We start from the raw sequence: 19,888 nt of genomic DNA, 5'->3' as shown, positions 1-19,888 counted from the left end.
CGCCCCTAGGTGCTCGCGCGGTGCAGGCGGGCGTTCAGGCGGCTCTTGTAGCGCGCTGCGGTGTTGCGATGCATGATGCCGCGCGATATGCCGCGGTCGATCACCGAGCTTGCCTCGCGCAACGCCATCTGACCGCCTGCGATGTCCTTGTCGTGCACCGCCTTTAGCACCTTTTTGATCGCGGTGCGGATCTGCGAGCGAAACGCGACGTTCCGCTGCCTATGGATCTCGGCCTGCCGTGCCCGCTTCTTTGCTTGAACTGTATTCGCCAAAAGCCTGCTCCTGGGAAGAGGATAGGAAAAAGCGGCACACTATGCCGTGGCCCCGGGGGCTTGTCAATGGCGTGGATGGCCGACGTTTGTGGGGGGCGCGCGGGGCGCTATACTCGCGGGCCTTGCGCGGCCGTAGGGATGAGTTCTTTAAGGAGAAGCGGTGGCCAATCGCCTGATTCGTTCGCTGTTTGCCACGGGGGGCATGACGTTCGTATCGAGGATCACGGGTTTTGTCCGTGACATCCTGCTCGCGCGGCTCCTCGGGACGACGGCGCTCGCCGACGCCTTTTTTGTGGCGTTTCGCATACCGAGCTTCCTGAGACGGGTCTTCGGCGAAGGGGCGTTCTCGCAGGCGTTCGTACCGGTGTTCGCCGCCGAGCTCCACAAGGAAGGGGCGTCGGCGGACGACGAGGCGCGGGCGTTCATCGATCACATGGCCGGCACCTTCATGCTGGTGCTGTTGGTGGTGACTGCCGTCGGGGTGCTGGCGGCGCCGGTGATCATTTGGGTGCTGGCGCCGGGCTTTCTCGCCAATCCCGCCAAGTATCATCTGGCGGTGCGGCTCTTGCGCATCACCTTTCCTTATCTCTTTTTCATCTCGCTCGTGGCCATGGCCGCCGGCATCCTGAATACCCGCGGACGGTTCGCGGCGGCGGCCTTTACCCCGGTGCTCCTCAATCTGAGCCTGATCGTCGCCGCCGGCGTGATCGCCCCCCACAGCAGAGCGCCGGTGGTCACGGTCGCATGGGGGGTGTTCATGGGGGGGATCTTGCAGCTCCTGTTCCAGATCCCGTTTCTGCGCCGTATCGGTTTTCTGCCGCGCCCCCACTTCTCGTTTCGTCATCCGGGCGTACGCCGCGTGTTCCGGCTCATGGTGCCTGGCATCTTCGGCTCGTCCATTGCCCAGATCAACCTCGTGGTCGATACCATGCTGGCCTCGTTTCTCGTGACCGGAAGCATCTCGTGGCTTTATTTCGCCAACCGCCTGCTCGAGTTTCCCTTGGGGATATTCGGCGTGGCGCTCGGTACCGTGATCCTGCCGCACCTGTCGGCGAAGCATGTGAAGGCCTCATCCGAGGAGTTCGGGCATGCCCTGGACTGGGCCTTGCGGTGGGTGGTGATCATCGCCATCCCGGCCGCCGCCGCGCTGATGGTGCTGTCTATGCCCATCATCGTGACGTTATACCGCTACGGGGCCTTCACCGCCTTCGATGCCGCCATGACCGGACGCGCACTGGTGGCGTTTGCCGTCGGCCTGCCGGCCTTCTTACTCATCAAGGTCCTGGCCCCCGGCTATTATGCGCGCCAGGACACCCGCACCCCGGTGAAGATCGGCACGATCGCGCTGATCGCCAACATGGGCTTCAATATCGTGCTGATCTGGCCGCTGGCGCACGCGGGTCTGGCGCTCGCCACCTCGCTGTCGGGCATATTGAACGCCTATCTCCTGTATCGCGGTCTGCGCCGCGAGCAGATCTATCAGCCGGGTCCCGGCTGGCGACGCTTATGGATTCAGGTCGGTGGGGCGAGCTTGGCCATGGTGCTGCTGTTGTGGCCGGCGCATCATGTATCCCGGGCGTTCTTCACGGCCTCAGGGATGCATCGGGCGGCGGTGCTGGGGGCGTGGATTGCGGCGGGACTGACCGTGTATGGTACAGTGATGTGGCTTTTGGGGGTTCGCCCCCAGGCATTACGGTTGCAGTCGATTGGGGCGAATGAGGACGTATGACGGCGGCGATTTGGCAGATCGGGTCACCGGGGGACCCGCGCGTCTTTACCCTTGCGGAGGCCGAGGAGCTCTTTCCGTTGGTGCGGCATATCACCTATGGCGCCTACCGCGAGCTCGAGCCCGTACGCCGCTCGTTGTCGACGCTGCCCCCGGACAGTGGGGCGCTTTATGAGGCGGAAGAGGATTACGAGTGCATTGTGAAGCGCTGGGTGGCCAAGATGGAGCGCTTGGGCGTGGTCGTGAAGGGCCTGTGGCTCGTGGACTTCGATACCGGAGACGGCTACCTCTGCTGGCGTTTCCCGGAGCTGCGGCTCGCCTACTACCACAGCTACTGCGAGGATTACGCCACCCGCCGTCCGTTGCGCGAGGTGATCGAGGAGCTGGACCCGGATTGGGCCTGCTAGGTGGCCGCATAGCACCCCCGTGGGTCGACGCGGGCGTAGGCCGGCCGAGGCCTGGCGATGGCAGGGACGGGCAGGGCGCGCCTGGACCGCACCGGTGCAATGCGTTAAGCTTTTCGGCTTTCGGTTAGCGCCGGCATGGAGTGTATTCGGGGGCTTTACAATGTCCGTCCGCGTCATCGCGGCGCGGTCGTTACGATCGGGAATTTCGACGGTTTTCATCTGGGCCACCGACAATTGGTGGGGCTCCTCAGGGCACGCGCCCGGGAGCGCGATGCGTCCTCGCTTGTCATGCTGTTCGAGCCGCAGCCCCAGGAGCACTTCGCGCATGGCGAACCGCGCACGCGACTCATGCGGCTGTCGGCGAAGCTTGCGGCGTTTCGCGATGCGGGCGTCGATTACGCCATGGTGTTGCGCTTCGATGAGCGGCTTGCCGCCCTGCCGGCCGTGGATTTCATCGAGGATATCCTGGTCGGGGCGCTTGCTATGCGCGGGCTTGTCATCGGCGACGACTTCCGGTTCGGGGCCGGACGGGTCGGCGATTTCGCGATGCTGAAGGCCGCCGGGGGGCATCACGGATTTTTTGTCGAGTCCACGGGGACCTTGAGCGAGACCGGCCAGCGGGTCAGCAGCACGCGACTGCGCAAGGCCCTGGCGTGCGGCGACATGCGCGAGGCCGAACGGCTCATCGGGGCCCCTTACCATTATGGGGGGCGAGTGGTGGCAGGCGATGCCCGCGGGCGCCTTCTGGGGTTTCCCACCGCCAATATCCTCATGCCGGACCCACCGCCGGTGGCGGGGGTGTTTGCGGTGACGGTGCGCACGGAAGGCGGACGCGTTTATGCCGGTATTGCCAACGTCGGGCGGCGCCCGACAGTTGGCGGCGGACGCGTACTGCTCGAGGTCCATTTGCTGGATTTCGCCGGAGATCTGTACGGGCAACGGCTGCAGGTGGGCTTTCTCGAGCGCCTGCGCGAGGAGCGCAGGTTCCCGTCCCTGGAGGCGCTCACCGCGCAGATCGAGCACGACCGCGCCTGTGCACGCCGCTTTTTTGCCAATCGGGGAATGATAGAACCGTAAACCAACCCGCGACTTAAAGTCGCAGGCTTTATTCTGGGGAACACAGCGATGCCGTATTCGCCGAACATGCCGGAGGTTGACTCGGAAGCCGAGGCTTCCGGCCCAACGCATTTCCCTGCCAGGCTTCACCGGTTGCCGAATCGTGCCGGAAGGTCCACATCCTGTGTAGCAGTCTCTAGGCCATCGGCTTGCGTCGGCAATCCCTCGTTACTCGGTCACGTCACCAGGCCACGTGGGGGATACGGGCCATGCGGCCCGCAATGCGGGCGACCCTTGAATTCTAGCGCAATTCCTCCCGCGATTGAAATCGCAGGTTTCCTTGCGAGGAATCTATGACGGCGGACTACAAAGATACCCTCAATCTGCCGCATACGGATTTCCCGATGCGCGGAAGTCTGCCCGCGCGCGAACCCGAGCAGATCAAGGACTGGCAGGCGCTCGGTCTCTATGAACAGCTGCGCGCCTATCACGCGCGCCACCCGCGCTATGTCTTGCATGATGGTCCGCCGTACGCCAACGGTGCCATCCATCTCGGACATGCGGTGAACAAGGTCCTGAAGGATATCATCGTCAAGGCCAAGGGCCTGGCCGGCTTTGATGCCCCCTATGTCCCGGGCTGGGATTGTCACGGGTTGCCAATCGAGCTTGCCGTGGAGAAGACCGTGGGACGCTGCGGGCGTGATGTCGATGCCCGCACCTTCCGTAAGGCGTGTCGTGACTATGCCGCCAAGCAGGTCGCCGAACAGAAGCGCGACTTCATCCGCCTAGGTGTGCTCGGGGACTTTGCGCACCCCTATCTCACCATGGATTTCGGGTTCGAGGCCGGTATCGTGCGTGAGCTTGCGCGCATCCGCGCACGCGGCCACGTCTATCGCAGCGAAAAGCCGGTACATTGGTGTGTCGATTGCCGATCGGCCCTGGCCGAGGCCGAGGTCGACTACGCCGAGCACCGCGCGCTGGCCGTGGACGTACCGTTCGCGGTGATCGACACCGACGACTTCTGGCGACGCGTGGGTGTCCCGGCACGTGCGGGTGCCGTGCATCTGCCGATCTGGACGACGACCCCCTGGACGTTGCCGGCCAACCGCGCGGTGGCGGTGCATGGCGAGATCGTCTACCGCATCCTGTCGGCCGGCAGCGACTACTGGCTGGTGGCCGAGGAATTGGCCGACGCGGTCGCGGCGCGCTATGGATTTCCGAATACGCCGACCGGGCTTGATGTCCGCGGGGCGGCGCTTTGCGGATTACGCCTACGCCACCCGTTTGTGGACCGCTCGCTGCCTGTGATCGAGGGCGTGCACGTCACCACCGAGGCCGGCACCGGGCTTGTGCATATCGCACCCGCTCATGGCGAAGAGGATTATCAGGCGGCGCGTGCCTATGCGCGCGTAAGCGGTGAGGTCCTGCCGGTCGAGGGCCCGGTCGGGGCGGATGGCCGATTCCTGCCCGGCACACCGTTCGTGGAGGGCCTTGACGTCGGCGAGGCCTCGCGGCGCCTGGTCGATGTGTTGCGCGAGCGCGGCGCGCTGTGGGCCGTAGACACTATCACGCACAGTTATCCGCACTGCTGGCGCCACAAGACGCCGATCATCTTTCGGGCCACCGCCCAGTGGTTCATCTCGCTTGATGCCGCAAACCTGCGCGATGACGCGCTGGCGGCCATCGGCCGGGTGCGCTGGATGCCGGGCTGGGGGGAGCAGCGGATCGCGCAGATGGTCGCCGGGCGTCCCGACTGGTGCATCTCGCGCCAGCGCGTGTGGGGCGTGCCTATCCCGTTTTTCCTGCACAAGGCGACCGGCGAACTCCATCCGCGCACCGATGCGTTCCTGGAGGAGGTCGCGCGCGTGATCGAGGTCGAGGGTGTGGACGGCTGGTTCGAGCGCCCGGTCTCGGCGTGGCTCGGCGCCGAGGCTGCGGATTACGAGGCGGTGCGCGATGTCCTGGATGTGTGGTTCGACTCCGGCTCGACGCATGCCTGTGTGCTTGCCGTGCGGCCGGACTTGGCGCATCCCGCCGACCTCTATCTGGAGGGCTCCGATCAGCATCGTGGCTGGTTTCAGTCATCGCTCCTCACCTCGGTCGCGGATTCCGGTAAGCCCCCCTACAAGGCGGTGCTGACGCATGGCTTCACGGTCGATGCCCAGGGACAAAAGATGGCGAAATCCCGCGGCAACGGCATAGAGCCCCAGGAGATCACAAAGACCCTGGGGGCCGATGTCTTGCGGCTATGGATCGCGGCCACGGATTACCGCGCCGAGATGTCGCTGTCGCCGGAGATCCTGAAGCGTATCACCGAGGCCTACCGGCGTTTGCGGAACACGGCGCGCTACTTGCTCGCCAACCTCGCCGGTTTCGATCCCGACTGCGATGCGCTCACGCCCACAGACCTCCTGGTGCTGGACCGCGCGGCGCTGGCGCGTACCGCCGATCTCGACCAATCGCTACGCGAGGCCTATGAAGACTTCCAGTTCCATATCGTCTATCAGCGGTTGCACCAGTTTTGCGTGGTCGATCTTGGTGCCTTCTATCTCGACGTCCTGAAAGATCGGCTCTACACCTCGCCCGCGTCCAGCCGTGAGCGGCGCTCGGCGCAGACCGTCTTGTGGCACATGCTCGAGGTCTTGGTGCGCCATATGGCGCCAATCTTGAGCTTCACGGCCGAAGAGGTGTGGCGATACATGCCCGGCAAGCGCGCCGCGAGCGTCTTTCTGAATACCTGGCACGATATCGAAGCCTCCGGTGACGCCTCCGCGGATCTCGCGTTCTGGTCCTTGCTGCTCGATTTGCGTCAGGCGGTGGGACCGGAGCTCGAGCGACTGCGCGCAAGCGGGGCGGTCGGGTCGTCGCTGGATGCCGAGCTCGACCTTTATGCGGGGCCGGATCTGCACGCCCGACTTGCCGGACTGACAGACGAGCTGCGCTATCTCTTCATCACATCCGATGCCCGCTTGCATGCAGCGGCATTGCGCCCTGAGACCGCGGTCGCCACCACCCGCGCGGATCTTGGCATCGTGGTTCAACCCTCGCCCCATGCCAAGTGCGCGCGCTGCTGGCATCATAGGCCCGAGGTCGGGGGCTTCCAGGATCACCCGATGCTCTGTGGGCGCTGCCACGACATGCTCGCCGGGAGTCCAAGAGCACGGAGGTACGCCTAGATGCTGGGCTATCTCCTGATCGCGGTCGCGGTGTTTGTGCTCGATCAATGGAGCAAGGCCGAGGCGGTACGCTACCTGTCGCGGGGATCCGTGCATGTGACCAGCTTTCTGAACCTGGTGTTGGTCTACAACCGCGGGGCGGCGTTCGGGTTTCTGAGTAACGCAAGTGGCTGGCAGAATGTCTTGTTTATTGCTGTGGCGGTGGCGATCGTGGCCGGTATCCTCATCTTTCTCGTGCGCGGGGGGCGGCGCGACCGGCTGACCGTGGTGGCCCTGATGCTGGTCCTGGGGGGTGCCGCCGGTAATCTCGCGGATCGCATACGCCTGGGAGAGGTCGTAGACTTCATCGACTTTCATATCGGATCCTGGCACTGGTATACGTTCAATCTTGCCGATAGCGCGATCACCGTGGGCGCGGTGCTGCTCGCCATAGACGCGTGGGTTTCGCGGCGCGCGACGACGGCCCCGGAGAGGAGGTAGGCCGGAGATGGAGCGTATTCAGGCCGGTGCGCGCGTCGCCTTGCGCTTCACGTTGTCGCTTGCCGATGGCACGTGTGTCGAGGGCACGGCGCCCGGCGAGGCCCCATGGGAGGTCGTGATCGGGAGAGGGGATCTGCCCCCCGGTCTCGATCGCTGTCTTCTGGGGTTGGCGGTAGGCGAACGCGGGCGGTACTTTGTGGCCGCTGCCGACGCCTACGGGGAGCGGGACGAGGGTGCCCGCGAGATCCTGCCACGCACGGACTTTCCGGCAGACGTTGATCTCATCCCGGGCATGGCGTTTAGCTTTACACTCCCGGATGGTCGCGAGGCCATGGGCCAGGTGATGGCGGTGACGGAGGGCGGGGTCGAGGTCGATTTCACTCATCCGCTCGCCGGCCACGATTTGGTATTCGAAGTTGATATCGTAGCGATCGGGGGCCGTTGAGCGCCCGAGGGGCGGATATGAGGATTTATGTCGCAAACCCGCGCGGCTTCTGCGCGGGTGTCGAGCGCGCCATAGCGACGGTGGAGCGTGCATTGGAGGAGTTTGGGCCGCCTGTGTATGTGCGTCACGAGGTGGTCCACAACAAGACGGTGGTCGAAGCCCTGCGTGCGCGGGGCGCGGTGTTCGTCGAGGATCTCGCCGAGGTGCCCCCGGGAGGGCGCGTCGTATTCAGTGCCCATGGTGTCGCCCGCGCCATCTCCGAAGAGGCGCGCATGCGCGGGTTGACCGTGTTCGACGCCACCTGTCCCCTGGTCTCGAAGGTCCACAAGGAGGTCATACGCTGGCGCCGGGAGGGCTACGAGTGCCTGCTGATCGGGCATGCGGGGCACCCGGAGGTCGAAGGGACGCTCGGGCAGGTGGCCGATGGCGTATATCTGGTGCAGACGGAACGGGATCTTGACTCGGTGCCCGTGAAGGATCCCGAGCATGTTGCATACGTGACCCAGACGACCTTGTCTGTCGAGGACACCGCGCGCCTCATAGGGGCGCTGCGCCATCGATTCCCGTCGGCCTGCGGTCCGCGTACCGACGATATCTGCTATGCGACCCAGAACCGTCAGGATGCGGTGCGCGCGCTGGCACGACATTGCGATGTCGTGGTGGTCGTGGGTTCGGCGCACAGCTCGAACGCCAATCGTCTGCGCGAGCTTGCGCTTGGCATGGGCGTCCCTGCCTATCTCGTCGATGGCGCGGCGGACCTGGAGCACGCGTGGTTTGCGCAAAGCAAGGCGGTAGGGGTCACGGCCGGCGCATCTACCCCGGAGCATGCCGTGCAGGCGGTCATTCGCCGCCTGGGTGAATGGGGCGCGCGCCTGGTGCAGGAAGAGGAGGGGCCCGCCGAGACCGTGGTGTTCTCGCTCCCCAAGGCCCTGAAGCGCGCGAGTGCCGCGCGACAATCGTAAGGGCCGGCGGGGCCCAACCCGTTATTGCCGACGCCTCTCCGGAAGCTTTCACGGAGCGGCCTTTAATGTGAGAATGTCGTGGTGCGAACCCATCCCCTTGTTGTCGTGGGAGGCGGCGTCATAGGCCTCCTTACCGCCCGCGAACTGGCCATGGCCGGTCATGAGGTGCGGCTGTTCGAGCAGGGTACGCTCGGTGGCGAGGCGTCGTGGGCGGCCGGCGGCATATTGTCTCCTTTGCATCCGTGGCGTTATCCGGATGCGGTCACGCAGCTTGCGCAGGCCAGCATGGCGGCCTATCCGGCCCTCTGCCAAGGCCTCGCCGAGGTGACCGGTATCGATCCGGAATGGACACCGTCGGGACTCATGCGCCTGGGCGACGACGAGGTGCGCGAGGCCGAGCGGTGGGCGGCGCGTTTCGATGTGTCGCTAGAGCCCCGGGATCTCGCCGAGGTCTGCCCAGGTCATGGCCGCGACGGGCCGGGCCTATGGATGCCGGCCACGGCCCAGGTTCGCAGCCCACGCCTCCTGCGCGCCGCGAGTGCGGTCGTGCGCGGACTCAAGGTCATGGTCCATGAGCAGGCCGCGGTCGAGGGTTTCACCCGAGACCGGGAGCGCTTGACGGGGCTTGTGGTCAACGGCGAGACCGTCGCCGCCTCACGGGTGATCGTGTGTGCCGGCGCATGGAGCCGGCCGCTCCTGGAGCGCTACGGCCTGTCTTTGCCGGTACGACCCATGAGGGGCCAGATGCTCGTGATCCAGACGCGCCCGGGGTTCCTCGGGCCCATGATCTTGAAGGGCGCCCGTTATCTCGTGCCACGCCGCGACGGGGCGGTGCTGGTCGGCAGCACGATGGAGAGCGTGGGCTTTACGAAGGAGACGACCGAGACCGCGCGCGAGGATCTGCTGAAGGCCGCACACGACATCCTGCCGGAGCTTGCCGCCTACCCCGTCACCCACCAATGGGCCGGCCTGCGACCGTCGTCGCCGGAGGGGGTCCCTTATATCGGGGAACACCCGGAGATCCGCGGCCTGTTTGTGAATACCGGGCACTTCCGCAACGGCATCGTGCTCGCCCCTGCGTCCGCCCGCCTCGGAGTGGACCTCATGCTGGGGCGCGATCCGGTCCTGGATCCGGCCCCCTATGGACTCGACCGGCCGTCCGGGGACGGGAGCGGCGGGGCTGTGCTAAAATGACATCGTGAAGGGTTACCAGGATCACACCAGTCAGGATCTTGCCGACCTCCTGCGGGGCCATGGGGTTAATCCCACGGCCCAGCGCATCGAGATCGCGAGACTTCTTGTGTATCGGCGGATACATCTTACGGCCGAGGACGTGTTTCGGCTCGTGAATCGCGATGGGGCGCATGTCTCCAAGGCCACGGTCTACAATACCCTCGGCGTGTTCGCGGAGAAGGGCCTGATTCGTGAGGTGGTGATCGATCCCACGCGCGTGGTGTACGACTCCAATACCGCGCCCCACCACCATTTTTACAATACCGAGACCGGCGAGCTCTTCGATATCGAGGAACGTACGATGTCGGTCGCGGGCCTTCCGCCGCTCCCCCAGGGCACTGAGGTAGAGGGGGTGGAGGTGATCGTTCGGCTGCGCTCGTCGGCGGACCGCGTCGCCTGAAGCCAAGCCAAGCCTTCATTTTCCCAGGCCCAGAGGTTATAGTAACGGCCCACCATGCCGGTGTAGCTCAGTCGGTAGAGCAACTGATTCGTAATCAGTAGGTCGGGCGTTCGATTCGTCTCACCGGCACCATATAAATCAACATGTTATACGTTAGCATCCCCTTATAAAAAGACGATTGGCGAGCCTTTTGCGCAGTACCCTAACAACCCACCAAAACATTATCGCTTCAGCCGTCGCCAGAGGGCGGCGCCACTCATGCCGACCGCTGCGGCCGCGTCCTGCAGACTTCGTTCACGCTCCATCAGTTTTCTTGCCTGAGCGACAGCCCGGTCGTCATCATGGCGCGGGCGTCCACCGTTGCGTCCGTTCTGGCGCCTAGCCTCTAATGTGGTGTGCTGGTATTGCTTGGTGATGTGGCTATGGGCAAGGATGTGAGCCCCCAATTCCAAATCAAAGGTGGCCCAAGGGAAGGGGTAGGCGGTCCACCACTCTCTGGTCTTTGGTTCGATTTTGGTCTCCCGAATCACGGCCTCCAACTCACCATCGTTCACGGTCGCGCGAATTCGCGCCATTTCCGCCACAAAGAGCCCCTGCCATGAATCGTACCCACCTGCCCATTTGATCAGACGACGGGCCTTTTGATAGTCGGCGGAGGGGATATGGCGAGCGCACACCGCTCGGGTTTTTTGAGAAACCCCACAGATGGGCGCCAGCAAAAACTGCATAACGCCCGCCGCGGGTCGTTGGCGCCGCGCGCCCGGGCCTCCCATATGAGTTCCGCCACCAAAGAGGATTCTTTGTAAACGGCTGCCCAAAAGCGCGGGCTCCGTGTATCAACAGTGTCTGCAGGTATCGATCCCCCTGTTTGGTGATCGCGCCCAGGCGGTTCTTGCCGCCACTCGAATGCTGTCGGGGGATCAATCCCAGCGAGGCGGCGTAATTGCGCCCACTCTGGAATACATGCGGATCGCCCATGCTCGCCACCAGCGCCGTGGCCGTCTGAGGTCCGATCGCCGCGACCTGCATGAGCCGCCTCGCCGGTTCGCTCGCCTGGGCAAGCGCGCGGATCTTGGCGTCATACTGTGCGATGTCCTGATCGAGGGTGTGGAGCTGCGTCAGTAGCCCGGCCAGCACCTCGCGGGCGAGCATCGGCAGCCCGTTCTCGGCATCTTCCAGGAGGCGCGGGAGGTGCTTGCGCAAGGAGGCCACACCCTGTGGTACGGTCAGGCCAAACTCCCCCAGGAGCCCCCGGATCTGGTTCACTTGGGCGGTCCGGTTCGCCACCACCAGGCTTCGTGCCCGGTGCACCATCAGCACCGCCTGCTGCTCCTCGGTCTTGATCGCCACGAAGGGCATGTTGGGCCGACCCACAGCCTCGCAGATGGCCTCGGCATCGTTTGCGTCATTCTTGCCGCGCTTGCGGTAGGGGGTCACGAACTGCGCCGCCATGAGCTTGACCGTGTGCCCGAGCCGGGTGAGCTCGCGGCCCCAATAATGCGCGCCAGCGCACGCCTCCATGCCGACCGTGCAGGGCGGTAGCTGCGCGAAGAATTCCAGCACCTGGGCGCGCGCCAGGGTCTTACGGATTCTTACTACCCCGTGCTCATCGACGCCGTGGACCTGCAGCACCTGTTTGGCAATATCAAGACCGATTCGTGTCATCGTCTTCATCGTCACTCCTCCGGCTTTCTGATTGACTCACCTGTACTCTCAATTGGGCACCACCGCTAGGGTAAGGGTAGGGGGTGTCCATGTCGTTAGTTCCACCGAGCACGAAGCAGTTTTACATTATGTTTCAATCCGCTAGCCTGAAAACGCAATTCCGACTGGTGTCTACATTGGGTAGGTCTCGATCAGTTCGTAGGGTCATTTTTGGGTGGCGTTGAGAATAGTGAGGATCGGAAAGGTGGATGCCTCTTCCTCGGTGTTGGGTATACGACAAGTATTGCGTATCACGGTAGCGAGGTCATTCATATCGACGGCGAGTGCTACCGCATCAAGGAGGCCAGAGAGACCGCAGAGAAGAAAGCCCTTGTAGGCGGATTCCAAACCCCGAGTGCGCGGGAGCATAATGCCGTTGCTGTGGCTAAAACGGCGTAAGTCGGTGTACGTAAAGCCGAGGTAGGGCCAGTGAATCTATCGCTGAAAATGAGGTTAAGGAGTGAAACCACTTGGAACACGAGTTGGCTAAGCCCATGGAGTAACAGAAGGCGACCCTTCACGCTGCCTTTCGTGACGCTTTAACCGGCTTACCCAATTGCGTACTCCCAAATGATCGACTGAAACATGGGATGAAGCAAGCCAAACGGCATGGCTGGGCTTTGGCCGTGATATTCATGGACATTTGGCAAATTCAAGGCCATAAACGACTCCTATGGCTACGACGCAGGCGATGCCTTTTTATTGGCGATTCCCAAGCGACTTAAAGAAACTCCACGCCCAGACGATACGGATAGCCGCCATGGTGGCGACGCATTTTTCTGCCTGCTTATGGGAATTAAAGAAGGTCAGGACGCAGCCATCGTTACGAAAAATATCATCAAAGCAGTTCAAGTTCCGTGTGTTGCCAGTGTCTGTGAATTGACGGTCAACACCAGTATTGGCATCTCAATCTATTTGAGAGATGGCGCCACGGTGAAGGCCTTGATCAAAAGTGCCAACGCCGCAATGTACCGGGCAAAGCAAAACAAGTCCGGTTATTCGTTTCGAGCGGCGCACCATCGCAGCCAGCCTGAGCAGTCTGTGCTGGTCGGTGATTTGGTGAATGAAATGAGCCGTCCTGCCACCATGTTGTGCAGTCCGTGAGATAAATAGATACTTAACTAGAGATCGACAACAATGCGACTGTCACACTTTATTATGCAGAACCTCGAATCCATCCTCGTGGAGTGGGAGAAATTCGCGGCCACCTTGGTTCCAGAATCCCAAAGAGCGGATCAAGCCATGCTGCGTGATCACGTCAGGAAAATGCTGGAAACGATTGCCGCGGATCTGGCTCGTCCAGAGTCCGCCCACGATCAAGCCGAAAAGTCGAAAGGTCATCGCCCCGCTACCAAAACGGCAGCCACAACCCATGGCGTAGAGCGCCTGGAGTTGGGGTTTAGTTTGGTTTCCGCTATGGCGGAATATCGAGCGTTGCGCGCCAGCGTTACCCGACTATGGCAAGATGCGCATATCGCTAAGCCGGTATCGAAAACCGCGAATGAGGACATCATTCGATTTAACGAAGCCATCGATCAGGCGGTCAGCGAATCTGTTGATAGTTATTCAGCGGAAAGAGACAAGCAAACTCGCGTGTTCGAGACGATTTTGTCGTCCTCGCCGGATCTCAGTTTTACCTTCGACCTAGAGGGCAGGTTTGCCTATGCCAACAAAGCGCTAATTCAATTGTTGGGGCGACCAATCGATAAAATCGTGGGGACAAATTTCTTCGATCTTCATTTCTCTGCGGCGGCCGAAATGCAGGGCCACATTCAACAGGCCATCGCCAGCAAGCAACAATTTCGCGGAGATATGCCCTATACAGCTCCGGGTAGAGAAGTGGAGTTTTTTGATTTCATTTTTGCTCCTGTCCATACCAATGGGGGCAAAGTTGAAGCTGTTGCCGGGACTGCTCGCAACATTACCAATCGCAAAATCGCGGAGAATAGAAACTGGCAAAAAGCCAACTACGATCTATTAACAGGCCTGCCGAATCGACGCTTGCTTGGCGATCGACTGAACCAGTCAGTCAAACATACTGTCCGCACGGGTGTACAGATCGCCTTGCTGTTTATTGATCTCGATCATTTCAAAGAAGCAAATGATAGGTTCGGGCATGATTCGGGCGATATATTAGTGCGACTGGTAGCAGATCGCATCCGCTCATGTGTTCGGGCAATCGATACCGTAGCGCGTCTGGGCGGTGACGAATTCACGGTCATATTGCAAGACCTGACCGACAACCACCATGTGGAGATTTCCGCAAAAAAAATCCTAAACGAACTCGCAACACCGTTTCAGATTAACAATAACGTCATTCACATCTCTGGCACTATCGGCATCGCGCTCTGTCCCCAAGATGCCAGCACCGCCGAACAGCTTTTAAAAAACGCGGACCAGGCGATGTATATGGCAAAAATCGCGGGGCGCAACCGTTTCCACTTCTTCTTGCCAAGTCAGGAGCAATCTGTGGAACCAATCTCCCGATTAATCACCGACCTGCGTGTGGCCCTACCGTCCCAACAGCTCGATGTGTATTACCAACCGATAGTGGATATAGCTACGGGGCGCATTGTGAAGGCGGAAGCACTCTTGCGATGGCACCATCCAGAGTTAGGCCTGATGGTTCCGGGACAATTTATGGGGCCTGCGGAAGAGGCAGTAGTGATGGATGAGATCGGCAATTGGGTGGTTACCGAAGCCGCTCGGCATTCGCGCTTATGGGGCGAATTATTGGGAATGCCGTTTCAAATAAACTTCAACTTGTCGGCCAATCAGTTCATCGACCACAATTACACAAGTACCTTGGGAGCCTATATAAAAAGCCTTGGGCTGGCGCCGCATAGCCTTTCGGTCGATATAAAAGAAGAATCTTTTTTGAATGAGTGGGGCAATATCAGCGACAGGATCGTCGCACTACATGACGCCGGTATTGACGTGGCAGTTGATGACTTCGGATCTGGGTACTCATCCATCGCCCATCTAAAAATATTCGCTATCGATACGATTAAGATCGATCGATCCCTCATACGCGATATGACGGGCGACGTGAGCAACGAATCGGTCTTGCAGGCCATCATCGCGATGGCACATAAGCTCGGAATCAAGGTGATAGCAGAGGGCGTGGAGACGATAACCCAACGCGTTAGCCTTCAGTCAGCAGACTGCGACTATGCGCAAGGATATTTGTTTTCCACACCCGTGCGAGCAGACGAATTTGAAAAACTTCTGCAACCTGGATAGCACGTTTTTATTGGCGGTCTGACAGTGCCGGAAAATGGCGACTAAGCGCGCGTGGCGTTGGGATTATAGCAAGATAGAACGGCGCGCTCGCCGCAGTCAATCCGCGTTTTGTGCGTATTTGGATACTTCACTCTACGTAATATCAGACTTCCTGATACCGGGGGCTGGGGCTTTGGCACTTCACACAAAAGTGTGGCGCGTCAGTAAAATTCATGGGTGAGCGTTGGCTCAGGAAGCTTGCCAAGCGCGTGATATAAAGCCATTTCCAGGATCTCCGGGGATCGGAATCCGTAGGATTTTCTGATGGTCAGTTTGGCCTTGCTGTTCAGGCCCTCCACAATGCCGTTCGAGATCTGGCCTTTGGCCTTGAACCAGTTGAGGATCAACTCCCGGTGACGCCGGCACATGCGGGCAATCTTCTTCATGGACTCAATGCGCGAGCGCAACGCCGTCGTGCACCAGGTATCCAGGAACTTGCCGGCCCAGATGGCCGATTGGTAGGTCCACAGCTGCTGGAAGTCTTCCTTCAGCAGATAGGCGCGGACGCTTTTCAGGTTATAGCGCAGCAACTCTTTGAGCCGCTCCTTCTGAGGGGTGGTCAGGTTCTCGGAGCGTTTCAGGAGGCACCAGCGGGACTTCTTCAAGACGGGTTCCTGGCCATGGCGCGTAAGCGCCCGGGCCTCCTCGGCGCGGACTTCATCCAAGGCGTCGTTCATCTTGGCGACGATGTTGAAGCGGTCGAGGATGTGCACGGCCTGCGAACAGCGCTCCCGGATCACGCGGATGGAGGGCCGCCACATGTCCGAGCAGACGAACTCGATGCCCGCGCAGGTCTGTTGTCCCAACATAGTGAAGAAGCCCTCGAAGGTCTTCACGGTGCGCTCTCGGCCCACCCATAGGAGACGCACCAGGCCGGCCTCGATCTGGCAGACGAGCGTGAGATACTTATGTCCCCGGCTGTGGGCGATCTCATCGACTCCGAAGGCCTTGATAGGGCCCAAGACCCGGTGTGCCAGTCCCCAGTGCACGATCCACTCGACCGAGCGGTAGACCTGATCCCAGGAGGTGTGAAACGACTGGGAGACCGTAAGCCACGAGAGTTTCCGGGCCCAGGTTGCGAGAAACTGCATATAGGCCGTCGTCAAATGATGCTTGCCCTCGGCCCAGGGCAGGAGTTCGGCGACAACGCCGCATGTGGGACAGTCCACACGTCGTCTTGCGTACCGGAAGAAGACCGCAAAGCCCCAAAACGGAATAAACTCAAAGGACCGTTCGGGCAGCCGGTCGTAGCCCGCCCGGCGCTTCCCACAGCCCGAGCAATAGGGCTTCGAGCCCCGGCGGGGATCACCTCGACCTCGATGGTGTTGGGGCTCGCCTTGGCCGAGAGACAACACACTCGTCGGCGGGACGCGGTGTTTATATGTGGAGGAAGTCAGGGATGGGCACGCAAGGCGATGTACCCGGTGGCGAGGTATTGGTCTATGAAGCCGCGGACGGCTCGGTGCGGGTGGATGTGCGGTTGGATCGGGAAACCGTCTGGGTGACCCAGGACCAGATGAGCCATCTTTTTGGGCGCGAGCGGTCGGTTGTTACCAAGCACGTCCGCAATGTCTTTCGGGAGGGGGAGCTCGCCGCGGATTCAGTATGTGCAAAATTTGCACATACTGCGGCAGACGGGAAAACCTATCAGGTCGACCACTATAACCTGGATGTTGTGATCTCGGTCGGCTACCGGGCCAAGTCCGCCCAGGGCACACGCTTCCGCCAATGGGCCACCCGTGTGTTGCGCGACCATCTGGTACAGGGGTGCACGTTTAACCAAACGCGGTTGGCCGAACGCGGGCTGCGCGAGGCCCGACAGACGCTCGACCTGTTGGCCCGCACCCTGCAAAACCAGGCCCTGGTAGACGATACGGGGCGGGCGGTATTGGATCTTATAACCGGCTACGCCGACACCTGGCGCTTATTGCTGGAGTATGACGAAGACCGGCTGGTGCCGCCAGCCGGTGTGCGGCCCTCCCGGGGTGTGTTGGATTCCGCCAAGGTCAGTCGCGCCATTGCCGATTTCCGACGCGCATTGATGGCCCGCAAGGAGGCCGCGGCGCTCTTCGGCCACCCCCGTGGCGAGGGGTTGGAAGGGATTCTCGCCGGCATCGAGCAGACCATGTTCGGCGAGGCGCTCTAGCGGTCGCGTGAAGTGGTCCCTACGCAGCGGACCTCATAGACGGGTCTTGATCTGGGTGTTGCATTCTGCGCGCATACTCGTTGGGCGACAAGTATCCGAGTGATGAGTGCAGGCGGACAGGATTGTAGAATCCGTGGATGTATTGCGCGATCGCTCTGTGGGCGTCCTGTTTTGTCGCATACGGCTCGGTCGCTTCTTCGGTCTTCAGTGTTGCGAAGAAGCTCTCCGAGACCGCATTGTCCCAGCAATTTCCCTTGCGACTCATGCTGGCCACCATGCCAAGTGCGCCGAGAGCGTTGCGGAAATCATCGCTGGCGTACTGGCTGCCGCGGTCGGAATGAAACACCGTACCGGATGGCGGTGTCTGGAGATGGCAGGCATTGCGCAGCGCATTGAGCACCAGCTCATCGGGCATGCGATCCGAGAGGCTGTAGCCGAGCACCTGGCGTGTCTGTAAGGCGATAATCACCGCCAGGTACAGCCAGCCCTCACGAGTGGCAACGTACGTGATGTCGCTTGTCCAGGCCGGCACGGCTGTGTCGACGCTAAATCGCCTCTGTAGGACGTTCGGGGCGATGGCGCGCTGATGGGCACTGTCGGTCGTGCGCGGCACGAAGCGCCCTTTACGCACGCCTCGCAAGCCTTCCTCGCGCATCACTCGATGCACACGTTTGGGGTTGATGCGCATGCCCTGTGCGCGCAGGGCATGCGTGAGGCGCCGGCGACCATAGCGGCGCCGGCTTTCCTCGTGGACCTGTATGATCGCTGCACGCAACGGAGCGTCCGCGTCGCTCTGTGGCGCACGTTCTCGGGCCTGCCAGGCGAAGAATCCCGACGTCGATACCTCAAGTACCCGGCACATGAACCCGATCGGGTAGTGAGTCCGCTGCGAGGCGATATAGGCGTACTTCACTTGGACTCCTTCGCAAAGTACGCTGCGGCTTTTTTTATGAAATCGCGCTCCATGCGCAGCTGAGCATTCTCGGCTCGAAGCCGTGCATTCTCAGCTTCCACATCGCTCACAGGACGGCGCTTCCCGTCCTTGGCGAACCCTGCTCCATCACGCGAAATGCGGATCCAATTAGCCAGCGTCTTGACCGAAATACCGAGCTTGCGGGCAGCCTTTGCCGCTCCGAGGCTCTCTGCCAATGACACTGCCTGCGCCTTGTAATCGGCGGTATATTGAGCACGAACCTGACGTTCCATAGTGACCTCCAAGTGGTTGGTTTAATCCATCCATTAGAGGTCCGTCAACGGGGGACCACTTCAGGGGGCACCGGCACCCCAGGAGCGGCCCTTGCTCTTGTCGGTCGCCCAGGACCTATCCTCGCCCCGCAAGACGGCAAGGCCCGCCTCCTGCGGGCCGTCACAATCCATGACCGCTGTTTACGACCAGCTTGAGGAGAGAATCGGGTGTTGGAGTCGGCCGCAAAGCCGTATAGGGCCTCCGCCCGGTCTAGTCAGAAAAAATATCGGGCACGGCCTTCGGAGCCTCGACTGGGCCTTCCGCCGTCCGCCGGGTATTCCGCCCCCATTGTCCCCAGTTCGAGCAATGAGTCATCCTGCAACGGTTGCCGCATGTTTACTTGCCCATCCCGCGCGCCCGAACAAGATTGCTAATCGCGACTCGCGACAACACGCGCGATACCATTTCGGCAAACGCTCATAAAAATGAGCTATTCGCTGCCACATACTGCTTGCCGTGCCACAACATATCCGCATTGTCTGTTTACAATGGCCGAACAATGAGGATCGGATTTGATAAGGACGCGGCCGCCATTGTGGGAATGAGCGCCGCACGGCTCAAAGCAGGATCTCGGCGGGGTAGCCTGGAAAAGTGTGATCAGCAGGTCGGGCGTTCGATTCGTCTCGCCGGCACTATACAATCCAGGGCGTCACACCTTTGCGAAGTGCCTTTTCTAAAATCCGCCCCTTTTCTACAACCTACCTCCTGCCCGCGCTGGGCCAAGTGGTATCGCACGTAGATCTCCGTGGTGTTTCCGGCGTTGTGGCCGGGCAGGGCCTGGGTCTAATCCCGGTCGCCTGCGGCCTTCGTGCACGTCAAGGCCTCGGCCCTCAGGTGATGAAAGTACAGGCCTTCGCCGCGGGCTCGCATCATCAGTCCTTGCCGGATCGAATCGAACCCCGACGGGGTGTGGGTTGCCCGGCGCCTGACGCGAAGAGAGACAGGCTCCCGATGCGTCGGCGGAGCGCGTGGACGCGGTCGGCCAGAGCTTTGAGCACCAGTGTCCGCGCGAACAGCAATCACGTCCCGTCGTCGAGGTCGTGACGCTCCGCCCTTTCGGGGTCCGGTCTGCCAGACGCAGGCGCCGTAGATCTCCTATGCGGAGGACCGAGGCAAGGGCCATCTCGATCACGCGGTGCCCTTGCGGATCCCAACCTTTACCATCACGCGAACGAACCCACCCATACTCATTGTAACGGACCTACTCGGGATTACAGTGAGGCGCTTGTGTGGCGAGCCGATTCCAAGAGTGCTCTGCACGCGATTAGCAGGGAGTTTGCCGGTATTTTGTAGCCGAAAGGCGACACAGGAAGGGAAGCGGAAGGCCGCATAACGACGCCTGGCCTCAGGCAG

At 61.4% G+C, this 19,888-nt stretch carries 17 protein-coding genes, 1 tRNA gene and 1 pseudogene; 13 read left to right on the top strand and 6 right to left on the bottom strand.

Annotated features, from left to right (window positions below; all coding sequences use genetic code 11):
* Nucleotides 1-5: 5 nt before the first annotated feature.
* Nucleotides 6-272 carry a 30S ribosomal protein S20 gene (gene rpsT, locus C4900_RS11225; RefSeq protein ID WP_065971595.1) on the bottom strand — a complete coding sequence of 89 codons (267 nt, stop codon included), beginning with the start codon at nucleotides 270-272 and terminating at the stop codon, nucleotides 6-8.
* A 160-nt stretch (nucleotides 273-432) separates the two neighbouring features.
* Here rpsT and murJ point away from each other — a divergent pair, with 160 nt between their 5' ends.
* The 10 genes from murJ to C4900_RS11175 all read left to right on the top strand — a co-directional run bounded on the left by murJ (nucleotide 433) and on the right by C4900_RS11175 (nucleotide 10,289).
* On the top strand, nucleotides 433-2,001 hold the full coding sequence (murJ, locus tag C4900_RS11220) for a murein biosynthesis integral membrane protein MurJ (RefSeq protein WP_083996123.1): 1,569 nt from the start codon (nucleotides 433-435) through the stop codon (nucleotides 1,999-2,001).
* On the top strand, nucleotides 1,998-2,405 hold the full coding sequence (locus tag C4900_RS11215; RefSeq protein ID WP_065971594.1) for a DUF2203 family protein: 408 nt from the start codon (nucleotides 1,998-2,000) through the stop codon (nucleotides 2,403-2,405). The genes murJ and C4900_RS11215 overlap by 4 nt, the downstream gene beginning before the upstream one ends.
* A gap of 135 nt (nucleotides 2,406-2,540) precedes the next feature.
* On the top strand, nucleotides 2,541-3,482 hold the full coding sequence (ribF, locus tag C4900_RS11210; RefSeq protein ID WP_114283104.1) for a bifunctional riboflavin kinase/FAD synthetase: 942 nt from the start codon (nucleotides 2,541-2,543) through the stop codon (nucleotides 3,480-3,482).
* A gap of 332 nt (nucleotides 3,483-3,814) precedes the next feature.
* On the top strand, nucleotides 3,815-6,637 hold the full coding sequence (gene ileS / locus C4900_RS11205; RefSeq protein WP_114283103.1) for an isoleucine--tRNA ligase: 2,823 nt from the start codon (nucleotides 3,815-3,817) through the stop codon (nucleotides 6,635-6,637).
* The gene (lspA, locus tag C4900_RS11200) at nucleotides 6,638-7,117 is read left to right on the top strand and encodes a signal peptidase II (protein WP_065971591.1); all 480 of its coding nucleotides are present in this window, start codon (nucleotides 6,638-6,640) and stop codon (nucleotides 7,115-7,117) included. It begins immediately after the preceding gene.
* Nucleotides 7,118-7,124: 7 nt separating this feature from the next.
* Entirely contained in the window at nucleotides 7,125-7,562 is a 438-nt protein-coding gene (locus C4900_RS11195) for an FKBP-type peptidyl-prolyl cis-trans isomerase (protein ID WP_114283102.1), read from the top strand.
* Nucleotides 7,563-7,579: 17 nt separating this feature from the next.
* Nucleotides 7,580-8,524 carry a 4-hydroxy-3-methylbut-2-enyl diphosphate reductase gene (gene ispH, locus C4900_RS11190; protein ID WP_065971589.1) on the top strand — a complete coding sequence of 315 codons (945 nt, stop codon included), beginning with the start codon at nucleotides 7,580-7,582 and terminating at the stop codon, nucleotides 8,522-8,524.
* 81 nt (nucleotides 8,525-8,605) lie between these two features.
* The gene (thiO, locus tag C4900_RS11185) at nucleotides 8,606-9,718 is read left to right on the top strand and encodes a glycine oxidase ThiO (RefSeq protein WP_065971603.1); all 1,113 of its coding nucleotides are present in this window, start codon (nucleotides 8,606-8,608) and stop codon (nucleotides 9,716-9,718) included.
* A gap of 4 nt (nucleotides 9,719-9,722) precedes the next feature.
* Nucleotides 9,723-10,157 (top strand): Fur family transcriptional regulator, encoded by a 435-nt coding sequence (locus C4900_RS11180; protein ID WP_065971588.1) that lies wholly within the window; start codon nucleotides 9,723-9,725, stop codon nucleotides 10,155-10,157.
* Between the two features lie 56 nt (nucleotides 10,158-10,213).
* Nucleotides 10,214-10,289, top strand: a tRNA-Thr gene (locus C4900_RS11175).
* Nucleotides 10,290-10,378: 89 nt separating this feature from the next.
* Here C4900_RS11175 and C4900_RS11170 read toward each other — a convergent pair.
* Together C4900_RS11170 and C4900_RS11165 are read right to left on the bottom strand one after the other, a co-directional pair.
* Nucleotides 10,379-10,741 (bottom strand): hypothetical protein, encoded by a 363-nt coding sequence (locus tag C4900_RS11170; protein ID WP_147267185.1) that lies wholly within the window; start codon nucleotides 10,739-10,741, stop codon nucleotides 10,379-10,381.
* Complete coding sequence (locus C4900_RS11165; protein WP_411675230.1) at nucleotides 10,698-11,822, bottom strand: IS110 family RNA-guided transposase; 1,125 nt, start codon at nucleotides 11,820-11,822, stop codon at nucleotides 10,698-10,700. The genes C4900_RS11170 and C4900_RS11165 overlap by 44 nt, the downstream gene beginning before the upstream one ends.
* A gap of 699 nt (nucleotides 11,823-12,521) precedes the next feature.
* On the opposite strand from C4900_RS11165, the gene C4900_RS11150 reads away from it, so the two are divergent.
* Both C4900_RS11150 and C4900_RS11145 read left to right on the top strand, forming a co-directional pair.
* Nucleotides 12,522-12,965 (top strand): diguanylate cyclase domain-containing protein, encoded by a 444-nt coding sequence (locus tag C4900_RS11150; RefSeq protein ID WP_114283097.1) that lies wholly within the window; start codon nucleotides 12,522-12,524, stop codon nucleotides 12,963-12,965.
* Nucleotides 12,966-13,019: 54 nt separating this feature from the next.
* A complete protein-coding gene (locus C4900_RS11145; RefSeq protein ID WP_211306908.1) occupies nucleotides 13,020-15,104 on the top strand; it encodes a putative bifunctional diguanylate cyclase/phosphodiesterase in 2,085 nt (694 codons plus the stop codon).
* 200 nt (nucleotides 15,105-15,304) lie between these two features.
* Here C4900_RS11145 and C4900_RS11140 read toward each other — a convergent pair.
* Nucleotides 15,305-16,447, bottom strand: a pseudogene (locus tag C4900_RS11140) (ISL3 family transposase); the annotation flags it as partial.
* Nucleotides 16,448-16,542: 95 nt separating this feature from the next.
* Between C4900_RS11140 and C4900_RS11135 the strand changes: the two are divergent.
* Nucleotides 16,543-17,289 carry a virulence RhuM family protein gene (locus C4900_RS11135; RefSeq protein ID WP_170132520.1) on the top strand — a complete coding sequence of 249 codons (747 nt, stop codon included), beginning with the start codon at nucleotides 16,543-16,545 and terminating at the stop codon, nucleotides 17,287-17,289.
* Between the two features lie 19 nt (nucleotides 17,290-17,308).
* On the opposite strand, the gene C4900_RS11130 is transcribed toward C4900_RS11135, so the two are convergent.
* Nucleotides 17,309-18,202 (bottom strand): IS3 family transposase, encoded by an 894-nt coding sequence (locus tag C4900_RS11130; protein ID WP_114282231.1) that lies wholly within the window; start codon nucleotides 18,200-18,202, stop codon nucleotides 17,309-17,311.
* On the bottom strand, nucleotides 18,199-18,495 hold the full coding sequence (locus C4900_RS11125) for a transposase (RefSeq protein WP_114282232.1): 297 nt from the start codon (nucleotides 18,493-18,495) through the stop codon (nucleotides 18,199-18,201). The genes C4900_RS11130 and C4900_RS11125 overlap by 4 nt, the downstream gene beginning before the upstream one ends.
* Nucleotides 18,496-19,888: the final 1,393 nt, after the last annotated feature.

It is taken from the genome of Acidiferrobacter thiooxydans, from assembly GCF_003333315.1.
Taxonomy (GTDB): domain Bacteria; phylum Pseudomonadota; class Gammaproteobacteria; order Acidiferrobacterales; family Acidiferrobacteraceae; genus Acidiferrobacter; species Acidiferrobacter thiooxydans.
Note: the sequence above shows the minus strand (reverse complement) of the source record. Positions and strands in the feature narration are given on the sequence as shown.